Origin of the sequence: Fundicoccus sp. Sow4_D5 (assembly GCF_052116365.1) — a bacterium.
Classification (GTDB): Bacteria; Bacillota; Bacilli; order Lactobacillales; family Aerococcaceae; genus Fundicoccus.
This window is the reverse complement of the sequence record NZ_JBQKLF010000029.1, coordinates 1-688: the sequence shown is the minus strand read 5'-3', so window position 1 is coordinate 688 and position 688 is coordinate 1. Positions and strand designations below refer to the sequence as shown.

The window sequence follows — 688 nt, the reverse complement described above, 5'->3', positions numbered from 1 at the left end:
TCTCATCGCCTCTCTACGCCATGAGACCTTTTCTTCTTTTGCGCTGCTGAAAGAAGCAATTCGAGAAAAGTTACTTATTTATAACGCGAGACCTTTCCAAAAACGCGAAGGGAGTCGTCAGCTTGTCTTCGAAGAAACTGAACGGGATAAACTTCGTCCACTGCCTTCGGTTCCTTATGAAATTGCGGACTGGGTCTATGGACGTAAGGTGAAATATGATTGTCATGTAACATTCCAAAAGAATAACTACTCGTGCCCCTATCAATACTTGAAGAAAACAGTTGATTTGAAGGTGACGAGCCACTTAGTCGAAATCTTCTATCAACATGAACGAATAGCGACACATAAGCGGTTTCCAGTTTATCAAGAATATGCATTCTCTACCTTACCTGAACATCTGCCAGATCAATTTAATCAACCAGAATGGAATGACCAACGGTTACTACGATGGGCAGAAAAAATCGGTCCTTTTACATGCAAAGTCATTACACGAATTTTTGAGAGTGTACAAATCAAAGAACAAGGGTATCAATCTGCTTTATCTGTCTTAAATCTATCTAAGAAATATTCGGATAATCATTTAAATAAAGCTTGCCAGATTGCGTTAGAGCGAGTTCATTCACCAAGATATCGTCAGTTGAATGCTATATTGACAAATCCAGTGAATAAATCACTATTTAATTCGATG

The 688-nt window shown here is 38.7% G+C and carries 1 protein-coding gene; it reads left to right on the top strand.

The features are described 5' to 3' along the window. A partial coding sequence (locus ACTQ45_RS13635; protein ID WP_441764033.1) for a Mu transposase domain-containing protein occupies positions 1 to 688 on the top strand: 688 nt, incomplete at both ends.